The following is a 26,747-nucleotide window of genomic DNA, read 5'->3' as shown; positions in this document are numbered from 1 at the left end:
CTGCAGAGCGTATTTCACCTAATAACGCCCCGCGCACACTAAAAAGTCGTGAACATTTCCAGGGTCTTTGCCTAAATTCAACAAACACAGGAGGAACTATGAAATTCCTAGTAATTAGCCTTAGTTTTATGAGCTCTCTCGCGCTTGCTCAGACGATGGGAATCAAAGACATCCCAGCTGATGGCGACACAACAATCAAAATCGAAAAAGGTCAGAAAACTGACAATAAATTCGAAATCACCGAAGGTGTTGATACCATCGAGGGCGATGCAGCTCCGCTTTTGAAAGAAGCTCGTTCAAACTGGAAGACCGCTTGCACGGACTGGAAAAAGGAGTTCAAAGACCTTAACAAAGGCAACGGCAATCAGATTATTTCTATGAGCTGCGGCACTATGAAATGCTCGACCACAGCAATGGAAACAACCTGCTCATCTGAAGCCAAACACAAAGTAAAAGTCCAAGTAAAATAAGTACTTACAGACACCAGGGTCCCGGGGACAGTGAAACTTCTTCTCGGGATCTTGTGATTTTCAAAGGCCCCTTTACTTGGAATAACTAAAGAGCCCAGGCGATCTTTTCGAGCGCCTCAACCTCTTCAGCCCAGTAGCGATACGTATTGTATTCCGGGAATAGGCGCGGGAAGCTCGGATCTTCCCAGCGCTTTGCGATCCAACCTGCATACGAAATAATTCTTAAGCCTCGAAGCCATGGCACCCACGCCCATTGATGATCGGGGAACTCACGCAACTCTTCATAGCCTTTGATAATTTCATCGCGCTCGCGTTGGCCTTCTTCACCTTCACCACTAAGGAGCATCCAAAAATCTTGAATGACCGGACCATTGCAGAAATCATCGAAGTCGACCAAGAAAAACTGTTTACCGTTGTGAAGTAAATTGCCTTTATGGCAGTCGCCGTGAATGCGGATAAACTCACTCGGATCGAGGATGTCATCCAAACGCTGCAGAATGCCCTCAGCCGCGTCGTTGTAACGACCGCGCACTTCGGGGGCGATCCAGTCTTGCAAGAAGTCTAAGGTGTCCCAGCCGCCGTAATAGCTCGTGTCTAGTACCGGGCGATGAGGAGCTTCTTTGCGCGCGCCCACGTTGTGAACTTGCGCCATCAAGCGGCCGATCTGGAAAAGCTCATCGCCAACAAACTCTTGTGGCATGCGGCCGCGGACTTTCGGAAAAAACGCCGCGTACATTCCATACTCTTCAGCAACGGTGCTGCCAGAGCGAAGTTTCAGTGGTGCGACTGCGGGAATGCTTTCAGCTTGCAGATCCAACAAGAACTCGTGTTCTTCAAGAACCGCTTCTTTACTCCAGCGATTCGGGCGATAAAATTTCGCAATGATGTTTGTGTGATTTTCAAATGAATTTTCGAGACGAATGTCAAAGACCCTATTCTCATAGGAGTTGAGCTGTGAAAACTCACCCGTTGTAAGAAATCCCTCGTTTTCTGCGGCTTGTAGAACCTTTTCGGGATCAAGATTGTAAAAGGAGCTCTTTGAATTCATAATACGAGTGTAAATCTCATAAGACTCCATGGCAAACAAGGCAAAAGAAACAGAAAGCTTTTCATTTTCAAATTGGACGGTTGAAGTCCATCGCCGAGCGTTCCGACGCTCGGTCTCGATTTATTTGTATCCACAGAAGCCTATCAAAGTGGTTGCCGGGAAGCTCACGACGCAGAAGGTGATCTACGAATTCCTGCTGTCAAAGAAAGACTGGATCGAAAAGCACTTCACTAAGTTCAACGAACTTTCTGAAAAGTTTCCCGAAAGAAAAATAAGGTCTTATGAAAAATTCCCGTTTCATGGCCGCAATCTGCCACTGAAGATGGCGCTGACGGTTTTGAAAAAATCTTTCGTCGCGATTCAAGATGAAGAATTGCGTTTGCATATTCCGCACAATAAATGGAGCGCGGATGTGCTGACCGACGAGCATCCGGAACTGCTTGCGGTGATTCGTGATTTCTATAAGCGCGAAGCCATCAAGACCATCACGGAGCGAACTAAACATTGGGCCGGGCAGATGAGTCTCTATCCCAAGACTCTGAAGTTCCGCGAACAAAAAACTCGCTGGGGCAGCTGTTCTTCGAAGGGTGGTATTAATTTTAATTGGCGTTTGATTGTGTTCAAGCCTGAGATCGTTGATTACGTGATCATTCATGAGCTTGCACATCTTCGTCACATGAATCATTCGGCGCACTTCTGGCAACTTGTCGAAGCACACTGTCCAGATTACGAAGTTTTGATGAAAGAACTCAGAGAGTCTCAGTATCTTTGTGAATTTCTCACGCCACAATCTTGAAACTTTCTTTAAAGTCTTAATTCACGTTTGTATTTTGTAGGTTCTCAGGATTTTCCATGGTCTTCGTGGAAGCTGCGGGATTAGTCTGCGGACTTCTTTCCTCTCATCCACACTAAGGAGACTTTCATGCCCAAGGCCCGCTTGAATGGCACTGATATTTATTTTGAAGACTACGGCCCTAAAGAGGCGCCAGCGATTGTTTTTAGTCCTCTTCTATACATTGATATGTCCGTCTATAAACCGCTCCTGGAGCTTTTCAATGATGAATTTCGTGTGGTGACCTATGACCATCGTGGGCAGGGGCAGAGTGCGCGAAATACTAAAAAGTCGGACCTACAAACTTCAACGAAAGACACCATTGCCCTGATTGAGTATTTAAATTTAGAGCCCTGTCACTTCGTGGGAAATTGTCTAGGCGCTTTTGTTGGATTGAACTTGGCTGTGCAACGCTCGGATCTCTTAAAGAGCTGCACGTTAATGGGGGCCGTGCCTGAAGGGGCCACCACCAAAGAGGCCAAAGACATGGACAACTATCTGGATAATTTAAAGAAGGAGGGGCCTCGTCTTGGTATGCAGAGCTTTGTGAACCGAGTTTTTGGCGAAACATTCCGAACGAGCATGGATCCGTCGGTCATTGAGCGGCGTGAAAAGATCCTGCAACATTTGAAAGTAATGTCTGTCGACGAACTTGAAAATGCCCGTCAGATTTTTCATCGCCAGACGATTTCAAAAGAGGACTTACAGAAAATTTCTGTGCCTGTTTTGATTATTGCCGGGGATGAGGATGTTCCAGAATATTTAGCTTCCTATAAGCGTTTAGGACTGGCGATTCCACATGTGACGTATAAGACTCTCCATCACGCGGGTTACTCTCTCGTCGTCGAACAGCCTTATGAAGTTGCACATCTCGTTCGAGATCATATCGAAAAAGCAGAGCGTAATTATGCGGCGATGTTGTCATCCGGCAAAAAATCAAAGGGAAAACCCTCACGACTACGCTCATAAATTAAAACTACATTATAGAGCAATTTAAAAAGAGGCCAGCTAGCCTCTTTAGTGGACCGAAGTGCACGAAAAGGTCCTGGTTTGAAACCCCGCAAAAAAATTTTTACTGGGCCTATCGCTTGATTTTATTGTTCGAGCCAACTCTGGTCTCCTCTTTGAATAAATACTGTTTATAAATGGATTTGTTTTAGGAGGAAGTCATGAAGTTAGAATACGTGATCGTACCCGGTCAGTGGCCAGCGCCGGAGATCAAAGATTTGTATCAAAATGTTTTTAATTGCTGGTGGAATGTTTGGACCGAAGCTTTCAAAGAACTCGGTAAGCCCGATGGATATTTGAAATCAGATGCCTTCACCCGTCAGGATTATGTGGGTGGTATACTTGTGGATGGAAAGTGCCTTGCAGTGTGCTTCTATCGTTGGGCCGATCCGACGATGCCGACGATGGCAAAAGATTCTTATTTTTCAAATTGGGGCGAAACTCATATTCAAAAATTACGTTCGCGCGGCGACAAGATCGTTGTGTGCAGTAACTTCACGGTGGCTCGCGAAGCCCGCGGCGTGAATTTAGGTTTTCCGATGAAAGATCTTTTGATGGGAACTGTGGCGAAGACATTTGCTTGGTTAAACCCTGATGGCATGACTGCAGCCCTTCGCCGTGATCGTAACGTGCAAGGAGTGTGTGGCAAGTGGGGCGCACAAGAAATTGCATACGAGGTTCCATCGGGACACGGTGATACGGTTGAGCTTATGGGTTTCTTTAGCGACGTAATGGCAAAGCATCCACGCCAAGAACTCAGCGATCTCGTCGACAAGCTGTGGAATGAAAGCCCGTATATTCCGTCGACAGGCGATATCGAAAGAAAAATTGCAGTTTAGTTTTAAATATAACTCACGGAGGAGTTGTCATGCGTAAATATAAAATTGAAGACGTAGAGGGTGCTTTTGAAATCGCAGTCAAGAAAATGGCTGATGCTGTTGATGCGTTTCCTTGGGAAGACGAGGCTTGTTATGCTCAATGGTTGGGACAGACTTACTACACGGTCCGCCACACAACGCGCTTTCTGACGTTGTCAGCGGGCTTGATGAAAATTGATCAGGAATCTTTCCATCAATTCTATTTGCATCATCTTCGCGAAGAAACAGGTCACGAGATGATGGCTTATCGCGATTTCGAGGCCATGGAATGGAAAGTCGAAGACATTCCCGAAACAACTGAAGCTCAGTTGATGATCCAAAGTCAGTATCACTTCTTGCACCAAACGCCGTTTGCACACTTTGGATTCTTCTGGTGTTTAGAAAGACTGTCATGTGATCGTGGTCAAATGATCACTCAGCGTGCGCGTAAAGCTCACGGTCCCGAGACCATCAGCTTTATTACTTTGCACGCGGCCGAAGATGTCGGCCACGTTAAAACAATCCGCGATAAGGTGAGCGATATTCCGCCCGCGGACTACGAAGACCTGATTAGAAATATTGAGCAAACAGGTTATCTGTACTCAAAGATGTTGAATGAGATCGCGGTGAAGTACGCGAAAAAAACAAAGGCTGCTTAAAGCAGCCTTTGGGTTTAGATAAAATCGAGTTTCAAGGCGTCGTCGCCGACATTGAGGAGTCGTGCCTCGGAGGTGACGACAAAGCCGCAGATTTCATTGCGGGCATTGAGCGTCGGATACATATCTCTAAACTGAACGATAATAGAACGAGGTAAGAAGGGCTGAGTAGTTCCATCATCATAAGTTTCACGAACAACGTGAGGGCCTACTGGCATCTCGGTGTTTGCGCGGGGAGCTCCGCTCATCACTTGAGCCACGATCGCGTTTAGTTGCTCCATGACTCTGCTAGGGCGCTCCCAAAGGACGTACCATTCGTTCACACACAAATCTAAAAGAGAATAGCCACAAGTTTTAAAGAAGTTGAGGCTGCGATGAAGTTGAACGCCTTGATGGTTGTAGATCTCGATAATGCGGTCTTGAGCTTTTTGTTCCCACGTCTCGTCGGAAACACGGAAACCAAAGCAAGAAAGAGCTTTTTTTGCCAACCCCACTTCGTTAACTCCGTCTTCGATTTCAGTTTCTGGCTCCGGAGAAATTTCAGGCTCCATGGAACTAAGAACACCGAGAAGTTTTTTTGCGTTATCGAGAACTTGGAGTTGCTTTGTCTCGTCGAAGCTCAGAAGAGTTTCGACCGCAGACTTGGTATACGCTCTTGTTGGGTAGCCGCGTTTGAGTAATAGGCCGTGAGCGTGATCAATATGATGTGTAATCTCTAAAGCAAGAGCACTGTTTAGACGAATTGCTTCGGTTTCGAATTTGTTCATCAGCGCAGTGCTTGCCTGCATAAATTCCTACTTTGCTTTAGATTGCTTATAGAACTTTTCAGTCAACTCAGCAGTCACTTGGTCAATTGTCGCTTTCAACATAACATCAAACATATCGTTTGCGGAGATGTTGTAGATCTGAGCGATCTTGCGAAGAGTTGCTACTGGCGGTTGCGAAAGACCGCGTTCCCAGTTGCTTACAAATTGTGGGCTTGTGTAACCAAGTTTCTTAGCTACCGCACCTTGAGAAAGACCCGCTTGAAGTCGTTTTTCTTTTAAAAATTTTGATAAATCCATAAACGTGCCACTTCCGTAAATTGAAAAATATTTATCGCAAATCTACATTTTTTTGTTCGATTTATCAATTGAATAATGATGGAAATTGTTTCGGAGTCACACTTCGGCATTTTTTCTATAGTCGTCTAAGAGTTTGTTAGAGACTTGAAACGTGCAGTGGAAGCGTCTTCTCAAGTGACAACTTTTTTAACAAGGCTGAAATTCTTTCCGCGAAAATCTGATCTAAAGAGCTTCTACTGGCTCTAAATTACAATACAGCCATGACAATTTTTGGCCTACGGCTTGCTCAATGCCTTGCTGGATATAAAAATTGGAGGGCCTATTTATGGGTTCAGGGATTCACATTAAAACAATTAAGTATTTAGCAACAGTATTGGCTGTTGTCGCGCTTTCTGCATGCGGTGAGAAGAAAGAGGTCCGTGGACCACAGCCTCCGCCAGAGGCTCCGAAGACAACAACGACAGTTGATAACATGAGTAACCCAGGCGGCGGCGTCGATTTGCCAGGCCCAACAGCGCCAGGTACAACACCGACGCCAACTCCCTCGGAGCAAGGGGCGCCAAACCCAGATCAAACAATACTCAAGGATCCTCTTGATGATGATTCTGGATACGAACCAGTTGATCCTCGCGCTATCGACAGCAATGATTTTGATAAACGTTATACGGGCATGACCGATCCGGATGGTCTTTTCTATACGGGCTCCTCAACAGACAAACTTTTGACTTATCTCCGTCTGAGAAATGAAGACCCTAATTTGGATGCCAGCGTTAAAGCTCGCAACTTAGATGCTGCGCAAAGTATTCGTTCTGCGCATCTGAGCCGCGATCCTGAAACCGGTGATGTTGTGATCACTTTAAAAATTAAAGAAGGTCAAAACTTGAAGAACTACGTTCTTGCCGGTGGAATCTCTGAGGGTGAAGGCGCCTCAAAACTGCGTCTTGCCAAAGGCAGAAACGGCTTGAAAACAACGGGCGAGCAAACAATCAGCGGCAAAATGAAATGCCTTGATCAAGATGGCGGCTGCGAAACTATTTTTGCACGCCTCGTTCTTGAAGCTCCAGCGCCAGCTCCGGCTCCGGTAGCCTTGGGGAATTCAAGTGGCGGCCGTGCCGCTGTAGCGATTTTGTTCCGTCAATCATTGGCGGATATTCGCGCGAGCATTACGAAAAGTTCTGGCAACCCGGAGTACGATAACATCCGTGACTTCTTTATCAACTCTCATAACGAAGCTAATACTGATATGAAGTTGAAAAAAGTGGTGTTGAAATCTTTCGAGGTTGTCAATGGCCGCTCTGGTTTCGAAGCTCAATTGATTGGTGAAAACCGCCAGTTGATTTCGTTGGGTGGTCCGTTGCTCGCTCCGGATGCGGGGACTTCTGTGGATATTCGCGCAGACCGTACCGCTGAAATGCAGGACTCTCTGGATCTTGATAACTTAGCTGGTTACAAATTTGATTTGGCTAATTTTATTGGCAGCGCGCAAATCGTGAACAACAACGGTTTGGGTCAGGTACGTATTGCGTTGAAAATGCGAAAGCGCGTTGGTTACACACCAGAGCCATTCAAGCTTACTGTTATGCGCATCATTAAACCAACTGTTGAGCCAAACGAAGATAACTTGAATTTAAAGTAAAATTACAAGCTAAAAGCTTCTTTCCTTTGCGGGGCGGCCTTTTCAAAGAGCCGCCCCGTTTTTTTTTGTTGTCAGGCCGAAAATCCCTGTGGTCCACTTATAGGCATAGAAAAAGGAGCTCGATTCTATGCACGGAACACAGCTTGAGTTTGCAAAGACTGCAGCCAATTCGAATACTTCCATTCCTGTCCCGCAGGTTTCAGATTACATGGATTTCCGCCAATACCTGGCGAGTTTCTTTGAATACAAACGTAAACTCACGGCGAGCGATCTTCGCCCTTATAACTACGCGGCGTTTTCTGCCGGCGCGAATATCAAATCACCGAACTATTTAAAAATGATCATCGAGGGCCGTCGCAATCTTTCAGAAGAGATGGTTTTGAAATTCGCCAAAGCTTTGGGTCTTAATAAAGAAGCCACAGAAGATTTCGATTTGCTCGTGGCATACGGGCAGGCGACAGATCCTGCGGATAGGAATATGTTCCTTAAAAAACTTTCGGAACACCGAGTGCAGGCCAAGCTCAAAACCGGCGAGATCGACAAAAAGACTTGGGAAAAGATCCCGAGCTGGGCCGCATGGGTGATCTACGCGATGGTGGATCAAGAGGGCGTGAAGTACGACACAAAAACTCTCAAGGATCTTCTTCGCGGTAAAGCTTCTGAAGATGAAATTGAGCAAGCGTTGCAGAGTCTCTTTAACTCGGGCGAGCTGGTGCTAGATCCAGAAACTCAGGAAGTGCGCAAAGCTCGCGCGCTGATTGAGTCGGCGGAAGATGTTCCAGTAGCACTCGTAAGGAAACTGCAAGCTCAGCTCATGTACTTGGGCTTAGAATCTTTGTATCAGGATGCTGCGAACGAGCGCGAGTTCGGTACGTTGACGTTGAGTATGACGAAGCAAGAGTTTGAAGAAGTGAAGTTCAAGCTTCGTCAGATGCGCAAACAAATCAATAAAGACAATTCGATTGCGCGTTCTTCATCAAAAGGTGAGAAGGTTTACCAACTGAACATCCAACTTTTCCCGGTGACAAACGCCGTTTCTGCTGACAAAAACAGCAAAGATGATTCATCGCACTAGAATTTAAGAATCTTAAAAAGAGGGCCATAAAATCTCCAAATTTTGAGCAAGTCTGTGGATAACTCTGTGGAGACGGTTGATAACTTGGCGATTTGAGTCCGTTTTGTGTCAGAATGTCCCGTGCACACAATCAAAACTTGTAAAGATTTGGACAAAATCATGACAAGTTGGGGATATTTTGCCCCCAGCGAAAAGTGACGTTTTCACTTGAGATCACCAAAATTTCGGACATGATTACTAGTTTTTTTGAATTGAACAGGATTGTGATATACTCGCGATCCTGATGTGGGGGCGACACGGCTTCGACGTGGGTGCTGAAGCATAAGGAGCATACCGGGGAGTATGAGGACCTCGTTAAAAACATACACTTTGTAATTGGCAACGATTACGCACTTGCAGCTTAATTTAATTTAAGCGCACGAGCCCTCGCTAGTGGTGACGCCGCGAGATCAGTTCGTCATTAGTTACCAAGGCTCTAGTGGGTTTCGCAGCGCTAGGGCCGAGATAAAGCTGCGAAAAATGTTGTGTGCGGATTCTGTCGGTAGAAGACGCACAACCAAATTAAATTACCGGCTAAGTATGTAGCGCCTTATCGTGGATCGCTTGCGGACGGGGGTTCAATTCCCCCCGCCTCCACCAACCTTCGCTCTGCGAGCTTCGGCTGGCGGGCCACAGGTTTTTCAAAAGTTAGTGTGGGCTATGTCCGAGAACGCGAAGGTTGTCCGCCGAAGCTTTAGCGTAGGCCGGACCGGTAATTCGCTTTATTTCAATTACAGCTAAGAATAATGTTTGCAATGCGCAAGTCGCATGTATGTTTACCGCTTAAGAAGCATTCCATGTCCAAATCAAATCTACTCAGGCATCACTGATAATCCCAAGCAGCGCTTGGCAGACCACAACGCCGGCAAATCCCCACACACGAACAAGTACAAGCCATGGAAAATGGAACTATGCATTTGGTTCGCAGAAGAATCCAAAGCAAGAGCATTCGAAAAATATCTAAAATCAGGTTCGGGTCGAGCATTTAGCGCAAAGCATTTCTAAATTCACTTGGTCTGAATAATTTCAAAATGTAGAGTGACCCTCATGCCGAATAAAAACGAGATCGAAGTAGTCAAAAAATTCTACGCTGCCCTCAACCAAAACGATGTTCCTGCGGCACTCGAGTGCCTTGATCCACAAATTGAGCGGGTCGAGTTCGAAGGGACTCCGTCAGCAGGCAGGTTTCGCGGTCTTTCTGAAATGAGTGCGCATATATCGCAAGGTCGTTCGACTTGGGCTGAAGGAAGTTGCAATCCTGAGCGTTTCATTTCTGAAGGCGACAAGGTTGTTGTGCTCGTGCATGTGCACGTCAGGCTGAAAAATAAAACAGAGTGGATCGATGGACGCGTAGCCGACGCCTTTACTTTAAAAAATGGCAAGATAATTGAGTTTCGATCTTTTATGAAGGCCGAAGAGGCTTTCAAGTGGGCTGGCGTAAAGGGGTAGGGAACTAAACTCCCTTATTGACGGCACGGCACTCTTATTCTAACTTCGCTCCATCAAATGAATAACTAGTTCCTAAAATCTCATTTTTCTCTCTATTGGCTACGGCATCGTGGTCTGTATCTATTTTTATTAAATTTAATTTGGAGTTAGTCATGGAATCAAAATTTCACGAAGGTCTCTATTCGTTTTCAAAATATTATGACATCGCGTTTGATTTTAAAGATGTCCCGAAGGAATGCGCGTTCCTCGAAGGTTTGTTTTTAAAACACTCGCAGCGTAAGTTGGCGTCGTTCATCGAGTTTGGCGCCGGTCCGGCTCTTCATTGTCTAGAGTTGGCAAAGAGCCTTAGGCAGGTGACTGCTGTCGATCTTTCGCAAGAAATGGCCGACTACGCGAAGATGAAGTCTCTTGTTCTAGGAGTATCGCTAGATTGCGATTGCGCTGATATGGTCACCTATCAATCTTCAAAGACCTATGACATGGCAGCGTTGCTGATGGATTCAACTTCCTATTTGCTAACGAATGCGCAAGTCATTGAACATCTTCACTCTGTTGCAAAGGTGTTAAACCCTGGTGGTCTTTACGTTCTAGAGATGAGTCATCCTAAGTCGGTGTTTGATATCTCTAAGACGACTGTGAATGAATGGAATATGGAACGAGAAGGCATCAAGGTGAAAGTCACCTGGGGTGGTGCTGATGATAAATTTAATCCCATCACTCAGCTGACTGAAGTGTCAGTGGTGCTTGAATATCAAGATGGCGATAAGACGGGTATTCTGCATGATCGGTCTCTGCAACGATGTTTTACGGCGACCGAGTTCGCGGCGCTCGTTACAGCTTCGGGTGTTTTTGAAATCGTCGAGTACTATGGCGGAATGAATTTGGCGATGCCGTTTAACAATGAGGAACATTCGTGGCGAATGGTTCCTGTGTTGAGAAAGATATAATTTGAAGCACAGGGGAAGGGAAACCTCCCCCTAGCGGCTGATTATTTACGAACTATAAGCCGTCACGACGTCTCCGAAAAGAAACATCTGCACATCTTCATCGTTAGGTGCGAGGATTCGGCGGTCCTTCGCGCATGCTTGCCCGCATTCTGAGGCAAAGGCTTCTTTAATCGCATCCATAGAATCAAAATAGAGAGTCGCAATGAGATAGGTATTCTTATCTCCACTGGCCACGGCAATAGGCCCACGGCTGACTTCATATTTTCTGAGGCCCGGCAGGCCCTTGGCTAAAGGAATATGCACATCCCAGTAGTGCTTTTCAAAGGCTGCGATGTCTTTAGGAGTTTTATAGATCACTAACATTCTTGCCATAAATACCTCTCTGTTTCAGATTAGGCAATTAACTTGTATTTTGCAAGTTAATGTGTAAACTGTATCATATGAAGAACAAGAAGCTCCGTTCCCACTGTCCTATTAACTTCTGCCTTGAGTCCTTTGGGGATAAGTGGACTCTATTGGTTCTTCGCGACATCGTCTTTCGCGGGAAAAGCTCTTATAATGAGTTCCTCAAATCTGAAGAGGGCTTTGCAACGAATATTCTGGCTGCTCGGTTAGAGCTTTTAGAAGACGAGCGCATCCTTAAAAAAATCGTCGATCCTGAAGATGCCCGTCGCAGTAAGTTTATCCTGACTGAAAAGGGTCTCGATCTGATTCCGATCATGTTTGAAATGATGGTCTGGAGCGAGAAGTATGACTCCAAGTCAGAGGCAAAGCTGATCCCGCGTTTGATGGGGTTGATTAAAGACGACAATCATAAAATTAGCGAGAAAGCCAAAGAACGTTTGCGCAATGGACAACCACTTTTTCCTGAATACTTAGGATGAAAAACCAGCACAACAGAAAGAGGCCCCCATGAGTTCCAAAAACTATACAGTTTCGATTTCCGTGAATAAGACTCCGAAAGAAGCCTATGATGCGATCCGAGACGTCAAAGCCTGGTGGGTCGGTGAAGTGAAGGGTGATGGTTCGGAGGTTGGATCTCAGTTTAATTTCCGTTACAAGCACTATCACGACAGCACTCAGAAAGTGACTGAGCTTGTTCCCAATGAAAAAGTTGTTTGGCGCGTGGAAGATGTCGGCGTCAGTGCCATCAACGAGTGGAAGGGCACAAAGATTGTGTTTGAGATTATGCCGAAGGGGAAAGAAACGGAAATTGTTTTCACCCATCACGGATTAACTCGCCAGTCTGAGTGCTATGATGCTTGCTCGGGTGGCTGGGATTTTTATATCACTCAGAGTCTTAAGAATCTTATTACCAACGGTCAGGGAATTGATCCTAAGTTTGGCGAATAGGATTTATAAACTGAAGGGTACACTCATCATGGTTGAGTTTGGCTTATTTTCAGTTGAGAACCCTTTTAATAAAATATAGATTTAGTCACATGAACATTTCGTCGGCAGCCCTTTCTTTTGGTTCCTTAAAACACTCTTGGGATGTCTTTATGCTCTTCACGATTCCGATCGGCGGAGGCATTCCCGCAGGCGTCGTGCTCGCACAAAGCAAAGGGATCGGCTGGGTCGCGATGTCGGTTCTGTATTTTGTTTCAGATGTGTTACTGGCATTCGTATTTGAGCCGATCATGATGTTCTTTGCGTGGCTCGCGAAGTATTCAAACTTTTTAAGACTCTATATTGCGAACATGAAAGCGTTCACTGATAGAACGATTGCAGCTTATGGGCATAAGCCGGGTCCGTTCTTACTGATTGCGATTGCTTTCGGTGTCGATCCAATGACGGGCCGGGCGGCAGCGCTGGCTCAGGGCCATGGCTTTATTGCCGGTTGGGCAGTGGCGATCGCCGGCGATATGTTGTTCTTCTGGGTAATTATGGCGTCGACGATTTGGCTCAATGGTATTTTGGGGAATGGAACGCTGACGGCGGTAATTATTATGGTGCTGATGTTTGCGATTCCGCCGCTTGTGAGAAAGATCAAAGGCGCTGTAAAGCCTGCGCAAAACTAATTACGCGGCTTTGTGCTCGAAGTATGTAGGGACGACATCTGTTAGTAGTTCCACCAGTTCTTTTGTCGTCTCTTGTGGATCTAGCCATCTTTCGAATTTATCTTCAGACAAGAAAACCGGGCAGCGATCGTGACCTGCGGCTGCAACCTCTGGTGGTGGTTCATCAGTAATTGCAGCAAACGATCTGAGAAGTCCCGGTTCGATCTTTGATTCTTCATAAATCGCGGCTGACCACATGATCTCTTGATCTTTCGGCTGGAAGTAAATGATCTTTGCTTCGCCGTTCGGGCCTTCGACACTTTCATAGAAACGTAAGAATGGAAAGATCGCGTGTTTCTTTCCGAAGACGGGTTTCCAAGTGCGGGATTCTAATAATTTATCTCTACGAGCATTGAATAGATTGTACTGGAACGCATTGAGTTCTTTACCGTTCTTCGGGCACATATGATAGCGCATCAGACGAATCACTTCTTCTTTACCGTCTTTGACGATAACGGGAGCATAGAAATTCGGGAACACGCGGGGAGCACCGGTTTCTTCGATGCGTTCGTAGTAATCGATCTTTTCTTTGTGCCACTCGACCGTCTCGCGACGCTTTGCTAGTTTTTCATCGAGGCCTTTAGCTTTCGAGCCAGATTTGATCTTCGCTTCGAAGTCTTTAACGTCTTGCTCGTACTTTTTGAGCTTCGCTGAGAACTTTTCGATTTCGCCTTTGTAGTGCTCTTTCGCCATTTTAGCGAGGCGCTTTTGCTGTGCAGTTTCGGCGTTCTGAATAATATAGGAGTCGAGGCCCGACGGAATCATCGCCTGGTCGTACTTCATACGAATACTGTAAGCCTCATCGAAACTTTCCCAGTCGATTTTAACGTTGAATTTCTTTTGAAGCTTGCGGAGGTCGGCCTCGATCATCGCGGAATAGCACATGAGATTAGTGTTCCAGTGGTGGAATTCGGAGACAAGCATTTAACTGATCGAGCAGGTCTTACCGCCCGAGGTCTGGGTTAGGTTCTACTACCGTTTAAACATATTTTGTTGATAATATGTGACGGGGGAAGTACATGAGAGAAGCTATATACTGGGATTTACTTACGACATTTCATTTGATTGTTATTTTAGTTTTTCTGCTAATTTTTGGGTTAGAAATTCTGTTCATTAGAAAAGCATTTGCAAAGAGAAAGATTCCTTTGATGGGAGCTTCTCTATTTCTTATTTTGGTTACTATATTTGCTGCGCTTATTGCGAGAGGGTCCATGTTTCCTGGTGGTGGACTCTATGATACGTTTTATGATGCTGACAGATTTCGTATTATGAACATTCAAGAGCACCTCGAGGCACATCGAGAAGCATGCAAGTCCTATCCGACCAGTGAGCAAGGGTTAGATCGCCTGACTTGCGATTTAAAAAAAGTTGGTTGTCCTGATTTCGTACCAATGAGTAGTTCTATGATGGAAAACGTGAAGTATAAATCTGATGGACAGACTTACGAGATCGAAACGACTCGAGACTATGGAATTCCAAATCTTTTAATAAAAGCAAAGAATGGCGCCCGCCCTCGTCTTTATATTCGAACCACAAATGGTACTTAAAGTATCCTGCGTGTCCTAAAATCATGCTTTTCGACAATTTCCTTATAGTCCCAAACCCACTTTTACTTAGAACGTCATTGGACAACTCGTCCGGTAATTGATCTCCTTCTAGGATCTATAACATACAAACTTCCCTAATAAGGAGCTAACTATGTCTGAACCTAGAAGTGAGAGTGAAAATCCCGCTATTCCGTCGCCGAAACCTAAAACTATGAAACGCCCTCATTCCAATCGGGATTGGTGGCCGAATCAGTTGGATCTCTCCGTGCTCAATCAGCACTCGCCGAAATTAAATCCCATGGACGGTAAATTCAAATACTCCGAAGAGTTCAAGAAACTCGACGTCGAGGCGCTTAAGCAAGACATGTTCAAACTTATGACCAATTCGCAAGAGTGGTGGCCTGCTGATTACGGACATTATGGGCCCCTCTTCATTCGTATGAGCTGGCATGCCGCTGGTACCTATCGTATCGAAGATGGTCGCGGTGGCGGTGGTGATGGAGCCCAACGATTCGCGCCACTCAATAGCTGGCCGGATAATGCCAATCTCGATAAAGCGCGCCGCTTGCTTTGGCCACTTAAAAAGAAATATGGTCAGAAAGTTTCTTGGGCGGATTTGCTGGTGTTTGCCGGCAACTGTGCGCTGGAGTCCATGGGCTTTAAAACTTTTGGCTTTGGTTTCGGGCGCGAAGATGTGTGGGAGCCTGAAGAGGTTTTCTGGGGGCCCGAAGATACTTGGCTCGGGGATGAACGCTATAGCGGTGATCGCGAGCTCGCAAATCCTTTCGGGGCCGTGCAAATGGGGTTGATCTATGTGAACCCCGAAGGACCCAATGGCAATCCCGATCCGAAGAAAGCTTCGAAAGATATTCGTGAAACCTTCGCGCGCATGGCGATGAATGATGAAGAGACCGTGGCGCTGATCGCAGGCGGTCACACCTTTGGAAAAACTCACGGAGCGGCCCCGGCTGATAAAAATGTCGGGCCTGAGCCTGAAGGCTGTCCGATTCATGCCATGGGGCTTGGTTGGAAGAACTCCTTTGGTACCGGTAAAGGTGATGATGCCATCACCAGCGGTCTTGAAGGTGCTTGGACCAGCACGCCGACAAAATGGGGCAATGGATTCTTTGATAATCTTCACAAACATGAATGGGAACTTAAAAAGAGCCCTGCCGGTGCTCATCAGTGGAAACCAAAAGACGGTGCCGCGAAAGACACCGTGCCCGATGCGCACGATCCGAATAAAAAACATGCACCCACGATGCTTACGACCGATCTTTCATTAAAGGTCGACCCAGAGTACGCCAAGATCTCAAAGCGTTTCCACGAAAATCCCAAAGAGTTCGCTGAAGCCTTTGCAAAAGCTTGGTACAAACTCCTTCATCGCGACATGGGTCCCGTATCTCGCTATTGGGGACCATGGGTTGCGCCAGTGCAGATCTGGCAAGATCCTGTTCCTGAAGTTGATCACAAGCTGATTGATGCTCAAGATGTGAAGGCTTTGAAAGAAAAAATTATGGCTTCGGGAATTAGTCCTTCTCGCTTGATTGCCACGGCTTGGGCGGCGGCATCTTCATATCGTGGTACCGATATGCGTGGCGGAGCTAACGGTGGCCGTTTACGATTAGCGCCACAAAAAGATTGGGAAGTGAATGAGCCGGAAGAACTCGCAAAAGTTCTGCCGGTCTATGAAAAGATTCAAAGTGAGTTTAATAAATCAGCTTCTGGTGGCAAGAAGGTTTCTCTTGCTGATTTGATCGTGCTGGGTGGTGGGGCTGCGATTGAAGCGGCGGCGAAGAAGGCTGGCTTTAAAGTCGAAGTACCATTCTCGCCAGGGCGTACAGATGCTTCCCAAGATCAGACCGATGCTCATTCGTTTGCAGTGCTTGAGCCTCGTGCTGATGGTTTTAGAAATTACATCCATAGCAAGATTCAGCTCTCGCCTGAGACATTACTTTTGGATCGCGCGAATATGCTGGAGTTGACGGCTCCGGAGATGACGGTTTTGATTGGCGGTCTGCGTGTCTTGAACGCGAATCATAAACAGTCGCATCATGGGGTCTTTACAACTCGTCCCGGAGAATTGACGAATGATTTCTTTGTGAATCTCTTAGATATGGGAACTGAGTGGGATAAGTCTTCGCAGCCGGGCGTGTATGCTGGCCGTGATCGCAACACGGGCGAAGTGAAGTGGACGGCCACGGCCGTGGACTTGGTCTTTGGTAGTCATTCGCAGCTTCGTGCTTTTGCCGAAGTCTATGCGTGTGATGATGGTAAAGAAAAGTTCGTTCGTGATTTCGCCGCTGCTTGGGGCAAAGTCATGAATTTGGATCGTTACGATTTGCCAGAACGTCAGTAATAAGTCGTTTCCAGCCCTGGCCCGCTTGGCTTGGGCTGGAACTATCACGACTCCCGGCCCGGATTTAACGAGACTAGGGAGCAGAAGTGATCTTACCTAGCTCGCAGAGCATAATTTAGTCGATGAATCTGCTATTTTGCTGAATCCACTTGCACTCGTGCGGGAGGCGGCGCTATTTAGATAGCTCCCCAAAACATTAAAACCAAGTCTGCAATCTGCTCGCTCTTCGAAGATGGGCGCTATTCTTGTGACTTACGGAAAGTAAATATGAAGTTTTATAAGCACTATAAGAACAAACCTTATACTTATCTTGGCGTGGCCCGACACAGCGAAACTCTCGAAGAGATGGCTCTATATGAAACGCGCTATGCAAATGATCTCGGTAAATTGTGGGTTCGCCCCAAAGGCATGTTCTTTGAGTCCGTCACGATCGATGGCAAGACAGTGCCTCGCTTTAGAGAGATCCCTCTTGAAATCAAAGCGTTTACAAAAGTTAGTGCCGCAGAGTTTGATATCGTCGCAGGCCTTATGGAAAAAGCTTTCGGTCAGTGGGACGAGAAATGGTTCCAAGGCACCTTTAAAAATCATACCGAGTACTACTTGCAGCTTGCTTACGTAGAAGGACAGCCGGTGGCATTTAAGCTTGGTTACAAATTGAATGAGCGCGAGTTCTATAGCTGGCTCGGCGGTGTTATTCCAGAATTCCGCGGCTTGGGTATCGCTTCAGATTTGATGAAGGCTCAGCACGAATGGGCGCGTACGCAGGGCTACAAACGCTTGCAAACGAAAACGCAGAATCGCTTCCGCGATATGTTGTTACTGAATATTCGTTCTGGATTTAATATCGTTGGTTATCACTCTTCAGATGAGGGTGGGGCTAAGATCGTTTTGGAAAAGGAGCTCTAAAATGGATGAACAGGATTTCGAAGGAACACTTGTCCTAGAAAAACTCGCAGAGATCGGCAAGGTCGAAGCATTTTTTGAAGCCATTGACTCCGATGACTTCGGCCGTGCCAAGGCCTTGATGAAGCGTGCGAACGTCGATTCTGAAACCATCGCCATGGTTTTAAAGAAAATGAGCGATGCCGACGGGGAACACTGATCTGTTTTAATACATGCAACTTTTTGGTTGCATAATTTATGGGCTTTGATAATATGCAACTAAGAGGTTGCATATGAATACTGACGGAATTAAGAAGCAAATTCTACTGGCGGCTCCAAGATCCAAGGTTTGGAAGGCCATCACGAACTCTTCAGAGTTTGGTGCCTGGTTCGGCATGAAGCTTGAGGGTCCTTTCATTGCCGGGCAAACCATTAAGGGCACTATTGCTCCCACTCAAGTCGATCCCGAAGTCGCAAAGCTGCAGGAACCTCACACGGGAAAGCCTGTGGAAATGTTTGTTGATAGCATCGTACCTGAGACGAAGTTTTGTCTGAAGTGGCATCCGTTCGCGATTGATCCTAAAGTCGATTACTCGAAAGAACCCATGACTTTGATCACATTTACCCTCGAAGAGCAGGGGACGGGCACTTTGCTGACGATCACTGAAACGGGTTTTGATAAGATTCCTATTTCCCGCCGCGCGGAGGCCTTGAAGGCCAACGATGGTGGTTGGGCTCATCAGTGTATTCTTTTGCAGAAGTATCTCAGCCGTGGCTAGCTCGTATAAGAAATCCGCAGAAATGTTTGCAGCTCTCGGCGATGAAACGCGTTTGCAGCTCGTCGCCGCGATTTGCGAAGAAGGACCCCAGTCCATTGCTCAGCTGACGGCGGGGAAAAAGATCACCCGCCAAGCAGTGACGAAGCATTTAGAGACTTTGCAAGAAGTTGGGCTTGTGCATAGTCACCAAAGCGGGCGTGAGAAAATCTGGGATCTCGACAAGAAGCGCCTGCAAGTCGCCCAAGATTATTTAGAAATGATCTCCTCGCAGTGGGACCGCGCCCTTCACCGTTTGAAGATGTTTGTTGAAGAATAAGTACTACTTACTGGCTGGGGCCTGCTTTTTATCCGCCGTAGAAAGATGAAACGGTAAATAAGCTGGACACCATCGGAGAACTGCGGTCGCTAGTGGAATAAGACCGATCAAACCCCAATAGCTTTCATAATAAAGACCAGCGCCCAAAATAAGAAACCCTAAAACGGTTCTGATCAGACGGTCATTGTTACCAACATTTGCAGTCATAAAGTCCTCCTTAGAAATGACAGAATGTCTCGGTGATGAGCCACTTTGTCTCAAGAATTTTACCAAATGCATTTAATCTGCATTTGATGTCTTTGGAGCTTTAATACAGCAACTGCAATGCCAACTGCTTAAAATACAGCTTGCTTTCGCTTTTATCGCAGGCAAAATTTTTCCCATGACATGCGTGTTTTGCAAAATCATCAATAGGGAATTACCAGCCAGCATTGTCTATGAAGACGATCTCTGTATTGGGTTCTTAGATATTCATCCCATCAATGATGGCCATGTTCTCGTGGTTCCTAAAGAGCATCAACCCCGGCTGACGCAAGTTCATGGGAAAACCGTTGGGCACATGTTCTTAGTGGGACAAAAGGTTCTTAAAGCACTCGAGCAATCAGATATTCGCTGCGAAGGCGCGAATTTGTTTTTGTCAGACGGTGCCGTTGCTGGGCAAGAAGTGATGCACTCGCATCTGCATATTGTTCCCCGCTATCGGGGAGATGGGCAAAGAACCGGCTATACCCATTCCGATGAGGTTCCGCGCAAACGCCTTGATGAAATCGCGGGGACGATTAAAAGCTTTCTGTAATTCTATTGGTTGCCGTACTGGAAGAAGCAATACGCTTTTATGTCGACCTTGGCGTCTGCGCAGTTTGATTTTACATTCACTTGATAAGCCGCCAAGTTGCCATTTGCAGTTGGAATCATATCGAAACCTCCAGCGAGATAGATTTCATCTTGCTCGTTGCGGCTACATTCATTTTTCTTTGTTGCTTCAAACATTTGGAAAACAATCTTTTTCTGAGGAACGTCAGAACCCATTTTTTCAACTGTCACAGCTTGATTTGTATAGCCAACACCCGGAGCTGAATCGCTAAAGGCGAGTTCAAATACAACGCTTTCACCGCCGACGTTGTCGACACCTGCGCAATTGTAAAGAACCGCCGCACCGGCAAATGAGTAAGAAGAAACCAAAAGGGTCGCTGCAAAAATGAAATGCTTCATATTAAGTACTCCTAAAAAAGGGTTACGGTTATTCAAAGCAGAAATAACTTAAAATGACTGATTGCAGAAGTAGAATGATTCGACTGGTATAATCTAGAAATTAGAAGGATATCTGGTTTTCGCGCCCTTGTTTGTTTTTGGCCGATAAGAGCGCTTTGACACCCTGAGGAGTTCCGTTAGAATCATCCTATGATCACAGTGACAAATAATAACAGAACTGAAATCACATTCTCGATCGCTTCCGAAAAAGAACTCGTAGAGGCGTTTCGCTATCGCGATCAAAAGAAGCTGATCTTACCTGAGAAGCTTTCATTCCCATTCAATGTTCGTTCTTATTTCACTTGGAAAGAACCTTCTGGCGTTTACACCTATTTGGTTTTTAAAATGCCAAACTGGGAAAGCCCACGCGGAGTGGCGTTTAAGCGCACCGCTTCTACTGGAGAACCTACCGGTGGTCTCTGCAATTGGTGCCATGCTTATGGGTCGTCTGAAGATATCGGAATGCTGTCAGTCACAATGAGCGGCAACGTCAGCACTTCGTATTTTATCTGCCAAGATTTGCGCTGTATTGAAAAGATTGAAGAGGCTTCCATGCTCGGAGGAAAAGATCCGTCGAAAAATATTGCGAATCTTTACTATCGCATGGAAAAGCTTTTCGAAAATATCAGTAATTACAAGCAAGATTAATTTTAAGGGAAGGTCAGAGAATAATTGCTGACGTACAAGCACTCCATACCGGCTTTACGAGCAGATTCTAAGCCCAATGGCGCATCTTCAAAAGCCAGGCAATCTTTCGGATCGACACCCAGGCGAGAAGCCCCCAGCAAGAAGCAATCAGGAGCTGGCTTGCCATGAACATAGTCTTCGGCGCAAATAAGTTCCTTGAAGTAATGAGTCAGTCCCAGGTGAGCAAGCACACGGGTCACAGGCGCGCGACGGCTGCCAGTGACAACCGCCATTGGCAGTGTGCCGTGATAGTGCTTGATAATATCAACGACGGGTGCGATTTCTTTCACTTCATGAAGGGCTGAGAAGAAATGAACTTCTTTCTCTTCGAGAAACTTTTCAATCGCGATTTCCACTTTGTGCATATCATTGATCATTTGAACAATCATGCGAGTCGGGCGGCCGGCCCAGGCTTGATGTTGCTCACGGCTGAGTGAAAGATTGTACTTCGCAAGTCCGATATTCCAGGCCTTCCAGTGCGCGCCCATGGTATCGGCCACTGTGCCGTCAAAATCAAAGAGCAACGCTTTAAAATCACGATCAGGATAAAAGTTCTTCAGCATATTCTACTTCTTTAGTGTCAGTCGTACTGGGCAGTGGTCGGACCCCATTACATCCGGGCAGTGGGCTGCAGCCTTCAAGCGGTCAGAAGCTTCTTTGTTCACGAGGAAATAATCCAACCGCCAACCGATGTTCTTTTCGCGAACACCTGGACGATAACTCCACCAAGTATAATGATCTGGACCTTGCTCGAACTTGCGGAAGCTATCCACCCATTCCAGCCTCTCAAGAAACTTCGTCATCCACGCACGTTCTTCCGGCAGGAAGCCCGCATTTTTCATATTTGACTTCGGGTTACGAAGATCAATTTCTTTGTGAGCAATATTAAAATCGCCGCAGATGATGACTTCACGGCCCTTCTTGCGAAGAGCTTGCAGCCGTTTTTCAGCAGCAGCACAGAATTCAAGCTTAAATGGCAAACGTGCATGGTCGCGTTGGCTATTCGGCCAATAGCTATTGATCACGGTGATCGGGCCGAAGTCTGCTTCGAGCCAGCGGCCTTCCCGGTCAAATTTAGGAATGCCTAAACCGAGGCGAACATCATCGGGCTCTTTTTTTGAATACATTGCAAGACCGGAATAGCCGGCCTTCTCGGCAAAGTTCCAAGAAGAATGGTATTTTGCCGGGTGATAGAAAGTTTCATCGCCTTTGATGACGTCATCAGTGAGTTTAATTTCTTGCAGGCAGACGATGTCGGCTTTTTCTTTTTCGAACCATTCACGGAAGTTTTTTTTATGAACCGCGCGAAGGCCGTTAACGTTCCAAGAGATCAGTTTCATAGACCGACATACTCTCTCAAAACGTGGATTTTCGCTATAAATAAATGGATGGAGCTAGAAACGCAGCTACTTTACGGGCTGCGTGTCAGCCATGCGGTTCTCGTATTTTTGGTTGGCAAAGAGGTCAAAGGTTTTCAGTCGCACATCGGCGATTTCATCGCAGGTCTTCTGCACCGTTTGATCTTGGCAATATTCATAGACCTTTTTACGGATTTGATCCCAGGATTGATACCAATCCCGGGCCTCATCGAGGTCTTTTTTTGTTTTCTGGCTAAGCGACGGAATTTTATTTAATAAAGGCAGGATATTGGCGAGATAGAAATCTTTCTGTGAATCCTGCAGATCATGGAAGGTATCATAAGACGACATAAAGAACGGAGGCTTAGACATATCAATCGGTGTCGAATCTGGCTCTTGGCTTGGCAAAATATCTTTGCTTGCGAACGCAAGGCTAGCCGCTAAGAGATTTAAAACTATAATGGCACAGAAAACTTTAATTGGGTTCATTATTGAAATCCTGCTGGAAAACGGTGACGTGTGATGCTTGCAAGTGATACGCGATTGTTGTCGCTGATATTACGAAGAGCATCGTCAATCGCGGCGAGTGAAGTTTCGTAAGAAACAGATCCGCGGCGCACGACCGTAAAAGACTTGGAGTCCGAGCACTCGGATTTATCTACCATGCGAGTGTCTTTTGAAGCAGCATAGCCGAAAGAGTTGTCGCGGTTGATTTTGCCGGTGCGTGCATCACGCAGTCCCATCGACCCCATATAGAAGTCAAAACGGTTTGGCCCACGGATCGCGCCACCGGTATCTTGAACAATGAGATATCCTGGATGAATCATTTTACTACCATCAGGCAGGTTAATGACTTTTCCCTTGAGGGAAGGCATTTGAATAATATCGCCTGGTTCATAGTAGCGCATATCTGCGGCGACTGAAATAAATGGAATCAAACATTTGCCGCTCGAACCAATCGTTGTGTCGCAGGAACTAGTTAATGTATGGGTTTTTCCTTGGTGAGTATAGATCTTACCGCCAGGCAAAGTTCCTGAGCCTTGCATGCGAACCTCTTTCTTAAAGGCTTTGCAAGGATTCGACTTCCCACAAATCTTTGAGACATCAGGAGTGTAGTACACAGATGTCGTCGCAATATTAGGTGCGCAGAGACGCTGAATGCTCGCCTCTGCGATATTTAAAAAGATCGAGGCACCGAGCACATAGCCTGTAAGTTTGAGCGGCACTGAATACTTCATGGAGTAACTAAGGAGCAAACCCGGTGCCGCCCAGGCAACGACCGTGGCGTCCAATACTGCGCAAGCTCTAGTCACTGTCGAGGTTTCACTACAGTGATTTTTCAACGTTTAGAAGAGTTCTACGATGCGTGTGTTCCGCCATCTCTTCTATTGAGCGCCAGACTACTTTTGGGATCGTTCCAAAGTGATGTTTGAACGCTCGCGACGAGGGAACTGTCTAAGAATCAGATGCTAAAATTCGAGGTCAGGTTTTAAGTGTCTCAAAAACATACGCGAAGTCAGACTGAGCTGCTTTCCTTTCGGCCGAGCCAACCACAGATTAAATGAATGAATGTTCTCAATCGGAATTTCAAACAGTTCACCGCGCTTGATTTCTTTCTCGACCATAAAGCGGGAAAGATATGCAACCCCTTCTCCGGCGAGGCAGAAGCGCTTTTGCGACTCTTGGCTATTGATCTCGAGACCCACTTGCGGAGCCTCGCCAAACAGCTCCATTAGAACGCGTGAAGGACGGCTTGAGAGGAGGGCCCCAAGAGACGAGATATAACCATAACTACGAATGAGTTTCTGAAGAGTCTTTTCATTGCTTGAGGATTTGCACTCTTTCCAGATATCAGGGTGGCAAACCAGAGCCATGATTTCGGGGTGCAAAATACGATATTCAATATTCGGCAAATTCACTTTCGCAAACAGCAAGCCGAATTCACTATCAGTATTGAGAATTGCTTGCGCGATTTCATCCGGCGTGCCCGAGCGAATACTTGGTACTACTTTCGGATACTGTCTGCGAAACTTATGCATTGGAGTGACAAGATAGTCATTGATCACGTGATCCGAAGCGGCGAAACGCAGAGGGCCTTCGCATTTTTCCTGAACTCCACGGCAGAGATTTTCAATTTCTTTCTCAGTTTGAAAGAGGCGCTCACAGAGAAGAAAAACCTCGTGACCCTTGGCTGTGAGGACAACACCGTTCTTTGAACGATCAAAGAGAGTGACCCCTTCATTGTCTTCTAGCAAGGCAACAGAGCGGCTCAACGCCGACTGACTGATATTCATTTTTATCGCGGCTTCAGAAAATTTACCGGCTTTCGCGACTTCGTAAAACACGCGGAGGTAATTTAGTTCCATGAAATCAACACCTTACAAGTATCTAGAAAATAGATAGTAAATATAAAATCATTCTAATTTTCAAATCATTAAAAGTAAACGAAATTGCCTCCAGATTAATCAACAACTCTTTTAGGAGATTTAAAAATGAAAACTTTGCTCGGTTCTCTCACAATATTGTTCTCTAGCTTCGCGTTTGCTCACCCAGGTGGCCACACTCTCACTTGTAAGTCTGCGAAGAATTCAGGTGCCAAACAGGCAATCGAAGTTTCTTTGCATCGCTCAAACGGAAAAGGTTGGTATGCACCAACGATCTCCGTAAAAGCAGATGGCAAAAACTACGTTCTCGATACTTCAGACGATATGGATAATTATGGCGACACATTTCACAATTCACCTCTGGGAGTTATTCACGTCACGGCTAACAACTATAATGACAATACAGCAACTACCTTTGGAAGTTTTTCTGTTGTTGGCATTCCAAGCACTGTGCGTGCTTTTGATGACCAAGGACATGCCGTAAAGTACGACCTTAAGGCACAAAAGGATCAAGACGGTTGCTATGATTCAAATGGCAAGGCACGTTTCCAAGGTGTGATTGAAGGTCAGTTGAAGTCCAACAATAAGGACATCTCAATCGAGACACAAATTCTTGATTGTGAACTCGTATACGATTCTGGAATGGCTTGTTAATCCGAGCAGGGGGCTCCGCACACGGTTCGGTGCGGGGCCTTCATTTTTAATGACGGTACTTCCGTTGCTTGCCACAGTCGTGGCATTTATGCATTCGGTGATGACAGCTGTTTGTATTCGGTTTTGATTGTAAGCAGTAAGAAATCACCACCACAGCACCTGCTGGAACAGCACTAGTGATTGTGACCTTGTTTCCTTCTAAGACAAACATAGCTCCGACGCCATTCACGGTCACAATAATACGTTTTGGATCAATGCCGGTGTAATCTAAGATAAATTCTTTCTGAATTTCCATCTGCTGACCGCTGAGTTCTGCAATCGACGCTAAGCCTTCATCGATATCATCATTTGCAATATCAATCGCGACACCGGGGTTGAGCGCAATCATATCCGTATAGCCGTAGCCAATTTCTTTTCCCGCAGGTGCCGGGGCATCGGCATAGATAATTCCTGAGACTGCAACCGGCATCGTTCCTTTAAGTAGTGCCAGACGATTTGTAAGTCCTGCTGCTGTGAGGCCTTCGCAGTCACGAATACGTGCCGCGAGTTTTCCAGGATCGGTCTCTGCGCCAACTCCAACTGGCACCATCGCGCAGATATCACGGCGATCCGCCACGAAAACTACGCCAAGAGCCGCGTCTGGGCGGAAGAATCCCAATGACTGAGATTCCGTAAGTAATGCTGGGGTTGTTATTCCATGATAGAGCGAGAAGAGGCCTTCTTCACCGCCACCTGCCGCGGGATCCATTTCGACATTATTTAATTTCATATCGAGATAAGTCTGAATCTGTCCTGCGGAAAGCTCTGTGGATTTCAGGACAATCGGTTCAGCCGCTGCCCGATACAGTTTTCCAGACAGGGCCGAAAGGCTTCCGTGCGAAAGCATTACAGCGATATTAAAGTTGGCGCCCTCAGGAAGAGAGGTAATGAAGTTATTAATTCCTGCCACAATGGCTTGGCGTTCAGCTGCGAGACTCGCAGAAGTTTGGACGACGAAAAGGACATCCACAGCGCGCGTGGCTTTCACGGGCTGTTTAAAGGTTTCGCTGAAACAGTTATCTTTGGTCTTCACGCACTTGTGAGGGTTTTTATCAGAGGATTTGCCTTTGAGCGCAATGGCTTCGACGCCGAGGTTCACGTCACTAGAATAGGACGTCGAAGATGCGAGAAATGAGCTCTCAGAATCGCCCGCGACCTGCGAGCAATTCTGGAACCCCACCGCGACAGCCAGTGCCAGCGCAGTCATGCCACCATACTTGGTAAACGACGTCATAGGTCCTCCGTGAATCTTCCTTAATTTTCAGGGATAGAGATTCAAATGGAAAGAACGCTTTTTGATTCGTTTTTCTTTGAGATTTCGTGTGTAGAAATTTTTAATTTTTTTGAAAG

Annotated in this window: 35 protein-coding genes and 1 other RNA gene; 23 read left to right on the top strand and 13 right to left on the bottom strand. The window is 46.3% G+C overall.

All coding sequences use genetic code 11. The annotated features are described in order from the left end of the window. The first annotated feature begins 98 nt into the window (after window positions 1-98). Window positions 99-470: a hypothetical protein gene (locus JSU04_01215; protein ID MBS1968893.1), complete on the top strand. Its 372-nt coding sequence runs from the start codon at window positions 99-101 to the stop codon at window positions 468-470. Window positions 471-555: 85 nt separating this feature from the next. On the opposite strand, the gene JSU04_01210 is transcribed toward JSU04_01215, so the two are convergent. Beyond that, window positions 556-1,518 (bottom strand): serine/threonine protein kinase, encoded by a 963-nt coding sequence (locus JSU04_01210; protein ID MBS1968892.1) that lies wholly within the window; start codon window positions 1,516-1,518, stop codon window positions 556-558. A gap of 28 nt (window positions 1,519-1,546) precedes the next feature. On the opposite strand from JSU04_01210, the gene JSU04_01205 reads away from it, so the two are divergent. The 4 genes from JSU04_01205 (at window position 1,547) to JSU04_01190 (ending at window position 4,874) form a co-directional block, all read left to right on the top strand. Beyond that, window positions 1,547-2,314, top strand: a complete 768-nt coding sequence (locus JSU04_01205; protein ID MBS1968891.1) for a M48 family metallopeptidase — start codon at window positions 1,547-1,549, stop codon at window positions 2,312-2,314. Window positions 2,315-2,440: 126 nt separating this feature from the next. Beyond that, window positions 2,441-3,319, top strand: coding sequence for an alpha/beta hydrolase (locus tag JSU04_01200; GenBank protein MBS1968890.1), 879 nt, complete (start codon window positions 2,441-2,443; stop codon window positions 3,317-3,319). A gap of 200 nt (window positions 3,320-3,519) precedes the next feature. After that, window positions 3,520-4,197, top strand: a complete 678-nt coding sequence (locus tag JSU04_01195; GenBank protein ID MBS1968889.1) for a hypothetical protein — start codon at window positions 3,520-3,522, stop codon at window positions 4,195-4,197. Window positions 4,198-4,226: 29 nt separating this feature from the next. Continuing rightward, the gene (locus JSU04_01190; GenBank protein ID MBS1968888.1) at window positions 4,227-4,874 is read left to right on the top strand and encodes an iron-containing redox enzyme family protein; all 648 of its coding nucleotides are present in this window, start codon (window positions 4,227-4,229) and stop codon (window positions 4,872-4,874) included. A gap of 14 nt (window positions 4,875-4,888) precedes the next feature. Here JSU04_01190 and JSU04_01185 read toward each other — a convergent pair whose 3' ends face one another. Further along, on the bottom strand, window positions 4,889-5,659 hold the full coding sequence (locus JSU04_01185; protein ID MBS1968887.1) for a hypothetical protein: 771 nt from the start codon (window positions 5,657-5,659) through the stop codon (window positions 4,889-4,891). Window positions 5,660-5,665: 6 nt separating this feature from the next. Continuing rightward, entirely contained in the window at window positions 5,666-5,935 is a 270-nt protein-coding gene (locus JSU04_01180; GenBank protein MBS1968886.1) for a helix-turn-helix transcriptional regulator, read from the bottom strand. 325 nt (window positions 5,936-6,260) lie between these two features. On the opposite strand from JSU04_01180, the gene JSU04_01175 reads away from it, so the two are divergent. The 6 genes from JSU04_01175 to JSU04_01150 all read left to right on the top strand — a co-directional run bounded on the left by JSU04_01175 (window position 6,261) and on the right by JSU04_01150 (window position 11,081). Further along, window positions 6,261-7,571, top strand: coding sequence for a hypothetical protein (locus JSU04_01175; GenBank protein ID MBS1968885.1), 1,311 nt, complete (start codon window positions 6,261-6,263; stop codon window positions 7,569-7,571). Window positions 7,572-7,698: 127 nt separating this feature from the next. Beyond that, complete coding sequence (locus tag JSU04_01170) at window positions 7,699-8,646, top strand: TIGR02147 family protein (GenBank protein MBS1968884.1); 948 nt, start codon at window positions 7,699-7,701, stop codon at window positions 8,644-8,646. 287 nt (window positions 8,647-8,933) lie between these two features. After that, window positions 8,934-9,285: a transfer-messenger RNA gene (gene ssrA, locus JSU04_01165) on the top strand. Window positions 9,286-9,435: 150 nt separating this feature from the next. Further along, a complete protein-coding gene (locus JSU04_01160) occupies window positions 9,436-9,690 on the top strand; it encodes a GIY-YIG nuclease family protein (GenBank protein MBS1968883.1) in 255 nt (84 codons plus the stop codon). A gap of 42 nt (window positions 9,691-9,732) precedes the next feature. Beyond that, window positions 9,733-10,134 (top strand): nuclear transport factor 2 family protein, encoded by a 402-nt coding sequence (locus JSU04_01155; protein MBS1968882.1) that lies wholly within the window; start codon window positions 9,733-9,735, stop codon window positions 10,132-10,134. A gap of 152 nt (window positions 10,135-10,286) precedes the next feature. After that, a complete protein-coding gene (locus tag JSU04_01150) occupies window positions 10,287-11,081 on the top strand; it encodes a class I SAM-dependent methyltransferase (protein MBS1968881.1) in 795 nt (264 codons plus the stop codon). A 45-nt stretch (window positions 11,082-11,126) separates the two neighbouring features. On the opposite strand, the gene JSU04_01145 is transcribed toward JSU04_01150, so the two are convergent. Next, window positions 11,127-11,453: an EthD family reductase gene (locus JSU04_01145; protein ID MBS1968880.1), complete on the bottom strand. Its 327-nt coding sequence runs from the start codon at window positions 11,451-11,453 to the stop codon at window positions 11,127-11,129. A gap of 68 nt (window positions 11,454-11,521) precedes the next feature. Here JSU04_01145 and JSU04_01140 point away from each other — a divergent pair, with 68 nt between their 5' ends. From JSU04_01140 to JSU04_01130, 3 genes are all read left to right on the top strand, one after another. Beyond that, window positions 11,522-11,965 carry a helix-turn-helix transcriptional regulator gene (locus tag JSU04_01140; protein MBS1968879.1) on the top strand — a complete coding sequence of 148 codons (444 nt, stop codon included), beginning with the start codon at window positions 11,522-11,524 and terminating at the stop codon, window positions 11,963-11,965. 28 nt (window positions 11,966-11,993) lie between these two features. Further along, entirely contained in the window at window positions 11,994-12,434 is a 441-nt protein-coding gene (locus JSU04_01135) for an SRPBCC domain-containing protein (protein ID MBS1968878.1), read from the top strand. A gap of 149 nt (window positions 12,435-12,583) precedes the next feature. Continuing rightward, complete coding sequence (locus JSU04_01130) at window positions 12,584-13,102, top strand: hypothetical protein (protein MBS1968877.1); 519 nt, start codon at window positions 12,584-12,586, stop codon at window positions 13,100-13,102. On the opposite strand, the gene JSU04_01125 is transcribed toward JSU04_01130, so the two are convergent. Beyond that, a complete protein-coding gene (locus JSU04_01125) occupies window positions 13,103-14,065 on the bottom strand; it encodes an SOS response-associated peptidase family protein (protein ID MBS1968876.1) in 963 nt (320 codons plus the stop codon). A gap of 95 nt (window positions 14,066-14,160) precedes the next feature. On the opposite strand from JSU04_01125, the gene JSU04_01120 reads away from it, so the two are divergent. The 6 genes from JSU04_01120 (at window position 14,161) to JSU04_01095 (ending at window position 19,024) form a co-directional block, all read left to right on the top strand. Continuing rightward, window positions 14,161-14,688, top strand: a complete 528-nt coding sequence (locus JSU04_01120) for a hypothetical protein (GenBank protein MBS1968875.1) — start codon at window positions 14,161-14,163, stop codon at window positions 14,686-14,688. Window positions 14,689-14,839: 151 nt separating this feature from the next. Next, complete coding sequence (katG, locus tag JSU04_01115; GenBank protein ID MBS1968874.1) at window positions 14,840-17,047, top strand: catalase/peroxidase HPI; 2,208 nt, start codon at window positions 14,840-14,842, stop codon at window positions 17,045-17,047. A gap of 267 nt (window positions 17,048-17,314) precedes the next feature. After that, window positions 17,315-17,953, top strand: a complete 639-nt coding sequence (locus JSU04_01110) for a GNAT family N-acetyltransferase (protein MBS1968873.1) — start codon at window positions 17,315-17,317, stop codon at window positions 17,951-17,953. 1 nt (window position 17,954) lies between these two features. Beyond that, the gene (locus JSU04_01105) at window positions 17,955-18,149 is read left to right on the top strand and encodes a hypothetical protein (GenBank protein MBS1968872.1); all 195 of its coding nucleotides are present in this window, start codon (window positions 17,955-17,957) and stop codon (window positions 18,147-18,149) included. Between the two features lie 73 nt (window positions 18,150-18,222). Then, entirely contained in the window at window positions 18,223-18,708 is a 486-nt protein-coding gene (locus JSU04_01100; GenBank protein MBS1968871.1) for an SRPBCC family protein, read from the top strand. Beyond that, window positions 18,701-19,024, top strand: a complete 324-nt coding sequence (locus JSU04_01095) for a helix-turn-helix transcriptional regulator (protein MBS1968870.1) — start codon at window positions 18,701-18,703, stop codon at window positions 19,022-19,024. The genes JSU04_01100 and JSU04_01095 overlap by 8 nt, the downstream gene beginning before the upstream one ends. Before the next feature lie 3 nt (window positions 19,025-19,027). Here the strand turns inward: JSU04_01095 and JSU04_01090 are convergent, their stop codons facing one another. Then, window positions 19,028-19,231, bottom strand: a complete 204-nt coding sequence (locus JSU04_01090; GenBank protein MBS1968869.1) for a DUF2892 domain-containing protein — start codon at window positions 19,229-19,231, stop codon at window positions 19,028-19,030. A gap of 175 nt (window positions 19,232-19,406) precedes the next feature. On the opposite strand from JSU04_01090, the gene JSU04_01085 reads away from it, so the two are divergent. Next, window positions 19,407-19,820 (top strand): HIT family protein, encoded by a 414-nt coding sequence (locus JSU04_01085; GenBank protein MBS1968868.1) that lies wholly within the window; start codon window positions 19,407-19,409, stop codon window positions 19,818-19,820. 2 nt (window positions 19,821-19,822) lie between these two features. Here the strand turns inward: JSU04_01085 and JSU04_01080 are convergent, their stop codons facing one another. Next, the gene (locus tag JSU04_01080) at window positions 19,823-20,236 is read right to left on the bottom strand and encodes a hypothetical protein (GenBank protein MBS1968867.1); all 414 of its coding nucleotides are present in this window, start codon (window positions 20,234-20,236) and stop codon (window positions 19,823-19,825) included. A gap of 189 nt (window positions 20,237-20,425) precedes the next feature. On the opposite strand from JSU04_01080, the gene JSU04_01075 reads away from it, so the two are divergent. Beyond that, window positions 20,426-20,923 (top strand): FBP domain-containing protein, encoded by a 498-nt coding sequence (locus JSU04_01075; GenBank protein ID MBS1968866.1) that lies wholly within the window; start codon window positions 20,426-20,428, stop codon window positions 20,921-20,923. Between the two features lie 2 nt (window positions 20,924-20,925). On the opposite strand, the gene JSU04_01070 is transcribed toward JSU04_01075, so the two are convergent. The 5 genes from JSU04_01070 to JSU04_01050 form a co-directional block, all read right to left on the bottom strand. After that, window positions 20,926-21,525, bottom strand: a complete 600-nt coding sequence (locus tag JSU04_01070) for an HAD-IA family hydrolase (protein ID MBS1968865.1) — start codon at window positions 21,523-21,525, stop codon at window positions 20,926-20,928. A gap of 3 nt (window positions 21,526-21,528) precedes the next feature. Next, window positions 21,529-22,302, bottom strand: coding sequence for an exodeoxyribonuclease III (gene xth / locus JSU04_01065; GenBank protein ID MBS1968864.1), 774 nt, complete (start codon window positions 22,300-22,302; stop codon window positions 21,529-21,531). A 66-nt stretch (window positions 22,303-22,368) separates the two neighbouring features. Next, complete coding sequence (locus tag JSU04_01060; GenBank protein ID MBS1968863.1) at window positions 22,369-22,809, bottom strand: hypothetical protein; 441 nt, start codon at window positions 22,807-22,809, stop codon at window positions 22,369-22,371. Beyond that, window positions 22,809-23,612 (bottom strand): hypothetical protein, encoded by an 804-nt coding sequence (locus JSU04_01055; GenBank protein MBS1968862.1) that lies wholly within the window; start codon window positions 23,610-23,612, stop codon window positions 22,809-22,811. The genes JSU04_01060 and JSU04_01055 overlap by 1 nt, the downstream gene beginning before the upstream one ends. A gap of 177 nt (window positions 23,613-23,789) precedes the next feature. Next, window positions 23,790-24,686, bottom strand: a complete 897-nt coding sequence (locus JSU04_01050) for a LysR family transcriptional regulator (GenBank protein ID MBS1968861.1) — start codon at window positions 24,684-24,686, stop codon at window positions 23,790-23,792. Window positions 24,687-24,812: 126 nt separating this feature from the next. Between JSU04_01050 and JSU04_01045 the strand changes: the two genes are divergently transcribed. Beyond that, window positions 24,813-25,358 (top strand): hypothetical protein, encoded by a 546-nt coding sequence (locus JSU04_01045; protein ID MBS1968860.1) that lies wholly within the window; start codon window positions 24,813-24,815, stop codon window positions 25,356-25,358. A 46-nt stretch (window positions 25,359-25,404) separates the two neighbouring features. On the opposite strand, the gene JSU04_01040 is transcribed toward JSU04_01045, so the two are convergent. After that, the gene (locus JSU04_01040) at window positions 25,405-26,631 is read right to left on the bottom strand and encodes a hypothetical protein (GenBank protein ID MBS1968859.1); all 1,227 of its coding nucleotides are present in this window, start codon (window positions 26,629-26,631) and stop codon (window positions 25,405-25,407) included. Between the last annotated feature and the right edge of the window lie 116 nt (window positions 26,632-26,747).

It is taken from the genome of Bdellovibrionales bacterium (genome assembly GCA_018266295.1).
Taxonomy (GTDB): domain Bacteria; phylum Bdellovibrionota; class Bdellovibrionia; order Bdellovibrionales; family Bdellovibrionaceae; genus JACMRP01.
Note: the sequence above shows the minus strand (reverse complement) of the source record. Positions and strands in the feature narration are given on the sequence as shown.